7 protein-coding genes are annotated in these 6,240 nt (G+C 33.3%); 4 read left to right on the top strand and 3 right to left on the bottom strand.

What is annotated here, in order from left to right:
• Window positions 1-697: 697 nt before the first annotated feature.
• The 3 genes from ACHZDT_RS06595 to ACHZDT_RS06585 all read left to right on the top strand — a co-directional run bounded on the left by ACHZDT_RS06595 (window position 698) and on the right by ACHZDT_RS06585 (window position 1,802).
• Window positions 698-955 (top strand): hypothetical protein, encoded by a 258-nt coding sequence (locus ACHZDT_RS06595; protein ID WP_394773839.1) that lies wholly within the window; start codon window positions 698-700, stop codon window positions 953-955.
• 78 nt (window positions 956-1,033) lie between these two features.
• Window positions 1,034-1,231, top strand: coding sequence for a hypothetical protein (locus ACHZDT_RS06590; RefSeq protein ID WP_394773838.1), 198 nt, complete (start codon window positions 1,034-1,036; stop codon window positions 1,229-1,231).
• 22 nt (window positions 1,232-1,253) lie between these two features.
• Complete coding sequence (locus tag ACHZDT_RS06585) at window positions 1,254-1,802, top strand: hypothetical protein (protein ID WP_394773837.1); 549 nt, start codon at window positions 1,254-1,256, stop codon at window positions 1,800-1,802.
• A 74-nt stretch (window positions 1,803-1,876) separates the two neighbouring features.
• Here the strand turns inward: ACHZDT_RS06585 and ACHZDT_RS06580 are convergent, their stop codons facing one another.
• The 3 genes from ACHZDT_RS06580 to ACHZDT_RS06570 all read right to left on the bottom strand — a co-directional run bounded on the left by ACHZDT_RS06580 (window position 1,877) and on the right by ACHZDT_RS06570 (window position 5,602).
• Window positions 1,877-3,106 (bottom strand): RHS repeat-associated core domain-containing protein, encoded by a 1,230-nt coding sequence (locus ACHZDT_RS06580; protein ID WP_394773836.1) that lies wholly within the window; start codon window positions 3,104-3,106, stop codon window positions 1,877-1,879.
• A 414-nt stretch (window positions 3,107-3,520) separates the two neighbouring features.
• Window positions 3,521-4,492, bottom strand: a complete 972-nt coding sequence (locus ACHZDT_RS06575; protein WP_394773835.1) for a DUF4919 domain-containing protein — start codon at window positions 4,490-4,492, stop codon at window positions 3,521-3,523.
• Between the two features lie 63 nt (window positions 4,493-4,555).
• A complete protein-coding gene (locus ACHZDT_RS06570) occupies window positions 4,556-5,602 on the bottom strand; it encodes a hypothetical protein (protein ID WP_394773834.1) in 1,047 nt (348 codons plus the stop codon).
• 144 nt (window positions 5,603-5,746) lie between these two features.
• Here ACHZDT_RS06570 and ACHZDT_RS06565 point away from each other — a divergent pair.
• On the top strand, window positions 5,747-6,240 hold a 494-nt coding region (locus tag ACHZDT_RS06565), incomplete at its 3' end, for a hypothetical protein (protein WP_394773833.1).

The raw sequence follows: 6,240 nt of genomic DNA, 5'->3' as shown, positions 1-6,240 counted from the left end.
TGTTTGTACCGTTAGAGCTAACTCCGATTTTTTTATCGGAGATTGTGGCGAGGACATTTCCTAAATGATTACTTAGCTCAAAGAACTTATTTCCTCTTGTAAAGTTAAGGATTGTGCAAACAATGATTTTAAAAGTATAAGAAAGTAATTAAAGTACAAGGTTACAACGGTTCGCCGGTTGGTCAAAAGACACAACCGGAGCGTTTGTTTTAGCAAATAATTATTGAATTCGTCGCACCAACAAAGGCAAACAAAAACTTAGCCTCTACAATACCATTTCCAATTTTTTCCTTCTTAACTAAATTGTCTTTACAACCAAAAAACAAAAAAAATACCGAATCTAAAATGAATATTTTTCATGATTAAAACTATTGCTTTTTACGTGTTTTAAAAATTATAACTCTTCCTGTATTTGGTTTTTTATTGTCTTTCGATCGATTTGCACCAGGCTCAAAAACATTTTTAGATTTAGAAAAGAACATCTGCATAGGTATTGTATTGAATTTGCTTATAGGTATAATAACATGCAATTATCTGGTAGAGAAAAAATTTGAAATTGAATTAACCAATGTGTCTACGGCGCGAATCACTTATTATACTTTGATTGGTAAAGCATAATACCTTTATTACCTAAATTAATGGCTGTCATTGTGCATTCTTTTTTATTACATTTACATTTCACGCAAAATAAAACAACATGCGACCAGAAGATGTAAACCCAGCAAATTTTACAGTTGAAAGAATTATTTATAACAAAGGCAATTTTTCAATTGCAATAGGCACTTGGAATGAGGATGAAACACGAAGATTTGCAATGCGATGGAACGAAAAAGATAGTAACCCTGACGATAAAGGTTACCCATCTGTATTTCAACATCCAATGTGGTTTCAATTACCAAACGGAATCAATAATATTAATGATATAATTCAAACGCTTACTGCAAATAATATTTAGCCCTTGTCCCAACTAATATATAGTTACCATATTTTTAATTTCGTCAACGAACGCAATGAAGTAAAACCTTCTATTGGAGTGGCTACTAAAATGGCAGAGGTTCTCGGTGTGTCTTTAGATTACATGGCCGGGCTCGCCGAGTACGAACTGGACAGCTCCATCACTAAAAAAATTCTCTTTATTCAATCGCTTAACGAAGATGATAAAACAATGCTCTCTAAAACTATTGATGCACTGCATAGAGATGGTAACACAAGAAAGGCGTATGCTAAATAAAAATTTCTGCATCTATATTTACATGAAGACAATACTTTTTTTCTGTTCTTTGTTTTGCACATTTCAAACAATTGCACAAACGAAAAGCAATACCGATACCATTTATTGGTCGCCTTGTTACAAATTAAAATTTGAGGACTTTAAACAAACTCTTGATAGCTTATCTGATTTTGATGCCATTTCAAGCATAACTATTGATTATGATATTACACAACAAAATTTAGGAAGGATAACGGCTGTCAAAGTATTTTGTTTTTTTAATAGAAGCAACTCAAAAACAAAAGGAATGGACAGCTCTTTATTAATCCATGAACAAATTCATTTTGACATTGCAGAACTATACTCAAGAAAGCTTAGGGAAATATTTTCTCAAAACCTTAAATTAAAAAAAACTCTTTCCCTTCAAGAAGCACAGGCAATATATTCTAAAATAAAAAAAAATTACAAAAAAATTAGCGAACAATATGATTTTGAAACTGATTTTTCAAAAGATATAGAAGATCAATTACAATGGAATAAAAAAATACGAGCCGATTTACTAACTCTTTCTCCATATAGATATAACTTGTAATTTTAATAACTATGGAGGCTGTTTAAAAAAACAACCTCCATAGTATTATTTAGCTCAAGGTCAATCGTATTTCATTACCCTTTTCTTTTTATTACGGCATCGGTACTTAATCCTTTCTTTTTATCATTACTTACAGTTCCAGTTCCAAAATTTACTTGTTTTGGGTTAACTCCTTGCTTTATTAATAAATCAGCAACAGCTTTGGCCCTTGATGTTTGCAATCCTTGTGTGGTAGTTGGGTTGCCATTTAATGTGGTTGGGGCATTAGGATTATTGTTAACTGGCCCAGGTGTATCTTGCCAAACATTTCCCAATAGTAAGACATTCAACTTAGGATCATCCTTCATGGCTGTTACAATTTCCTTAGCTTGTTTCATTACACTGCCCTTATTATTAATATTATCAGTATTAGGGTCAAATGAAACACTCAAAGAAAGAGTAACAGGATCTTTACCTACTGTATGTCCATTTATTTTAGGTGGCGACTTCTTTTTACCTGTGACTTCATCGCCATTATTAGGAGATTTTTTTACGATATCCGAGGATTTTCTTGGTATAATGTTCGGGGGCTGTACCGTAGGAGGATCAATTGTTATTGGCTCAATTTCACCTGAAACCTTTACTAAAGCAGGAGGTTGTTCAACATAGTAATGACCCCATTGTGCATTAATGCCATTTGTCTGTGCATCAAATCGCATAATTGATGCTCCCTGTCCACCATCATTTAAACCAACCTCCTTCGTATCTTGGTCATCTGGACCTGTTGCATAAGTCAATTTCATAACAACGGTCTGACCTTGCCCTATAGCATACTTAACTTGTGCATCACTTGTAATATTGTGTTGCTTAATAAATGCTTCTTTATATTGGTCAGTAATAACACATTTACCTTCCAATCCATCTAAGTCAATGTTAACAATTGGATTGTTACTTGCAAATTGGTAAGGAGTAAAATAAGGGTAAGAACCAGTCAACGGGTCAACAGATTTGAAGCGTACTAACCTCGGGTCATAAATTCTAAATCCATAATCATATTGAACAATTCCATCTTTGTTATCTTTCTCCTTTCCGTTGAATCCATAACGATAGCCAGTTGCAGCATTGTATTGTCGCCCGGGCATGTCCATACCGCCGGGATAATAATCTGTAGCGGAGATTACATCAGCGTTATAATAATCAAAAGTTCCGTTTCCTGCATCATGACCGATTTTCTTATCGGAGATTGTGGCGAGGACATTTCCTAAATGATTACTTAGCTCAAAGAACTTATTTCCTCTTGTAAAGTTAAGGATTGAAGGCTTCACAAATGTACCGACTGGCAAGGCACAGAAAATCCATGCTGCATTTCTCTCGTCTCATTTCTGCGCTACGGGGTGCCAACACAATGAAGGCGTATTCTAAATAAAAAACCACTAGCTTTAATTGGTGATGATTTTGCTTTAATTTGTTATCGTTTGCATGGCACAGGCTAAGTTGGTTAATAGTATAAATGCTTTTTATAATTCACCCCATAATCAACATAATATTCAAAAAGTATAATCAGGAGAAGAATAACCACTACGATGAAAGAAAACAAACTTTCTATGTTTATTATTTACCGTGTCTTTTAAATATACATTCTCATAAAATTCTGAAATTTGATTTACACTATCATGATTTATTACTTCAAAAAATTTATAAGTTTCATTTGGGTAAGAACTGCCTTGCTTAGTGCCAGCTTAGTAATTAAGTTTTTTGTATCCTTTTAAAATATTACTCGTTTCAAAATAATAAGTCATTAATCTTTTATCAACTTCGGCTTTAAATATATCACACATTCCATTTCTATTGCCCACTTCTATATCGTTAATTTTAGCTCCCAACATTCGAAGAATAAAATCCTCCTCAGTTACTTGAATCACAGGCCAAGCTGTTTTGCAAGTTTTGCCATCGCCATTTTTTATGATGGAATTTAAAAGTCCACTCAGTATTACCTTATGTCTTTTTGCATTGATAGTGTCACCAACGTTTTCATAGGCTTGACTTAACATTTTATGAGCCGTCATATTTGAATAATCAATACTTAATATTTTTTTTGTTGCTGTAATTGTTTGCTGATAATTTAAATTTTTTATATTGATGAACATCTCTTTTCCCAGGCTATCAATTTCTTTCTGTTTTTTTGATGCTACGATAAATTGAGTACTCTCAATAAAACTTTCTCTAAATTCCTTATAATCTATATCTGTATTTCCCGCTTCAAGTTCCTTGGTGTATTCCGTGTATTTATCGTTTAGGCTTTTTTTATTTGGTGCAGTAGAAACTGTGGAAGAATTGCTTGGGCATTTCGGGTAAGTTGACCAATAAGAATTAATTGAGTCTTTTAGACAATCTGGGACAGGGTCATTGTATTGCAACAGATTTTTTTCGGGGTTGCTCTTTGAAAATAAAACAAAATATTTACTTCCAACTTCATACATCTTACCGCCAGTAAAACCGCCAGTATATTTTTCTCCCTCATAAAAAAAATCATAATGAAAATCTATCCCTTCCGAAGTTGCTACGCCTTCTTTAATAATGGCAACTCCATACACACCAACAATTTTTAAATAAAAGAAGAAAAATAACATGCATATAAACACTATAGAAAGTATTCCATATACTATTATGCCTGCTTTAGATTTATTTTTTTTTGCCTCTAAAATATCCATTCTTTATTGTCGAATTTTTAATAATAGTAACCATACATTAAGCTCTATAAATTATTGCCAAACTCAACGTAACGGATTAAATAATGGAGGAGCCTGGGTACTTTCAGATACATTTTTTGCCGGGAAAAACCCTTCATTGAAAGTCTTTTTAATAACCGCTTTGTTGGCAGTATTAATCGCTCCCATTATCAGTTTCGTTTTTTCAGATATTTGACCAGATACAACCTTTTTTTGAAACTCCCCATACCCATAAAAAACATGATTGATTCCCACATCTAATGCAAAGTTTGCAGGGTCTTTATTAAAAGGAAATACTTTAGGTGTCATATCACCTGATAAAGGTTTCCAATCAACCAATGCAGTTGCCCACTGATTGCCATAAGAATATGGACTAAATGAATTAATCCCTATATCTGCAAAGTCTGCATTCTTACCGTTTACTGCTAACTGTACACCTGTATTTACTACTAATTTTCCTACTATAGTCTGCGGAGCTACTAACATAACAGAAGCATTTGTTGCAATGTTATCTTGAATCATTCCTCTTTCAAAATCATTATTAAAAGCAAACCCTACAGGCCCAACAGTAGCCTGTGGCCCAGGTTTAATATTTAATGGAGCTGATGAAGTTGCACTTGGAGCTGCTTGTGTTGGCGGAGCATCTCCTTTAAAACCACTTGAGGCAGTTACACCACTGGATGCAAACCAATCACCTTTCGAAAATAAATTTACATCTACATTGTTGCCTGCAGCATACTTATGAGTTGCTCCAACATAAGTGTAACCTGCTGGTGTAGTTGATTGATTTTTTGCCTTACCATCCCACTTGTAAGAAGTAGTACCATTCGAATTTTTCTTTTTAACCCAGTCATTCAGGCCACTTGAAACATTTCCTAATGGGTCACTATTGTAAATAGGATTTCCTGAAAAGCACAAGTATGGACTTTCTCCTACTTTAGTTATCGGGTCAACATTCCAGCGTCTTCCAATTCTACTATCATATTCCCAAAACTCCGCAGTAGTTAAGTTGTCGTTTAGTTCTGTAGATTTTTCTTGCCCATTAAACCCATAACGATAACTACCGCCGTTACTATATTTCCGTCCGGGCATGGTCATACCGCCGGGATGATAGCCAAAATTGCTCAAAGGCAATACAGTAAATGCTATCAAAGAACTCTATTTACTCAAATGTATACCAAAAAAAGCTATTATTTGGTTTATTTTCAATTATCTATAAATCATAAAAACATCGTTATGCTACAAAAAAAAATTATTAAAGAGTTTGATTTTTTTCTTCTTTTTGAAAAATTTATTACTGCTACAAAAAAAGGTAAAAGAAGACAGCCAAATGGCAAAAGAGTTTCTCATGGCACTTCTAAAAACTATGATTCTTTACAGAAACTATTGAAAAAGTTTTGTGCGGATAAAAAAATACTGCTTCGTCTTAAACCAGTAGCTAAACTAAATAAACGAGACCTTAGAATAGAAAAAAATTATTGGAAAAATTTTTACTTAAAATTTACCAGTTACCTGGGCCATGATTGCAATCATTATGACAATTCAATTGGGCTTTGTATAAAAAATCTTCGGGTATTTTTTAATTTCCTTAATAATGACTTATTATTGGGTATTGGTGATTTTCATCTTCAGTTTTATGTACGCAAAGAAGATATATCAATTGTAACCCTAATGCCAGAGGAACTTAACTTTTTTATTTACAACCAACATTTTAATACGTTTTTATCACC

This window comes from Flavobacterium sp. (assembly GCF_043722275.1).
In the GTDB taxonomy this organism is placed as follows: Bacteria; Bacteroidota; Bacteroidia; order Flavobacteriales; family Flavobacteriaceae; genus Flavobacterium.
The sequence above is the reverse complement of the archived record's forward strand: the minus strand, read 5'-3'. Positions and strand labels throughout refer to the sequence as shown.

Coding starts and splice junctions, on each gene's coding strand:
- ACHZDT_RS06585 (WP_394773837.1), top strand. CDS start 1,254: ATGAAGACAATACTTTTTTTCTGTTCTTTGTTTTGCACATTTCAAACA.
- ACHZDT_RS06575 (WP_394773835.1), bottom strand. CDS start 4,492: ATGGATATTTTAGAGGCAAAAAAAAATAAATCTAAAGCAGGCATAATA.
- ACHZDT_RS06595 (WP_394773839.1), top strand. CDS start 698: ATGCGACCAGAAGATGTAAACCCAGCAAATTTTACAGTTGAAAGAATT.
- ACHZDT_RS06570 (WP_394773834.1), bottom strand. CDS start 5,602: ATGCCCGGACGGAAATATAGTAACGGCGGTAGTTATCGTTATGGGTTT.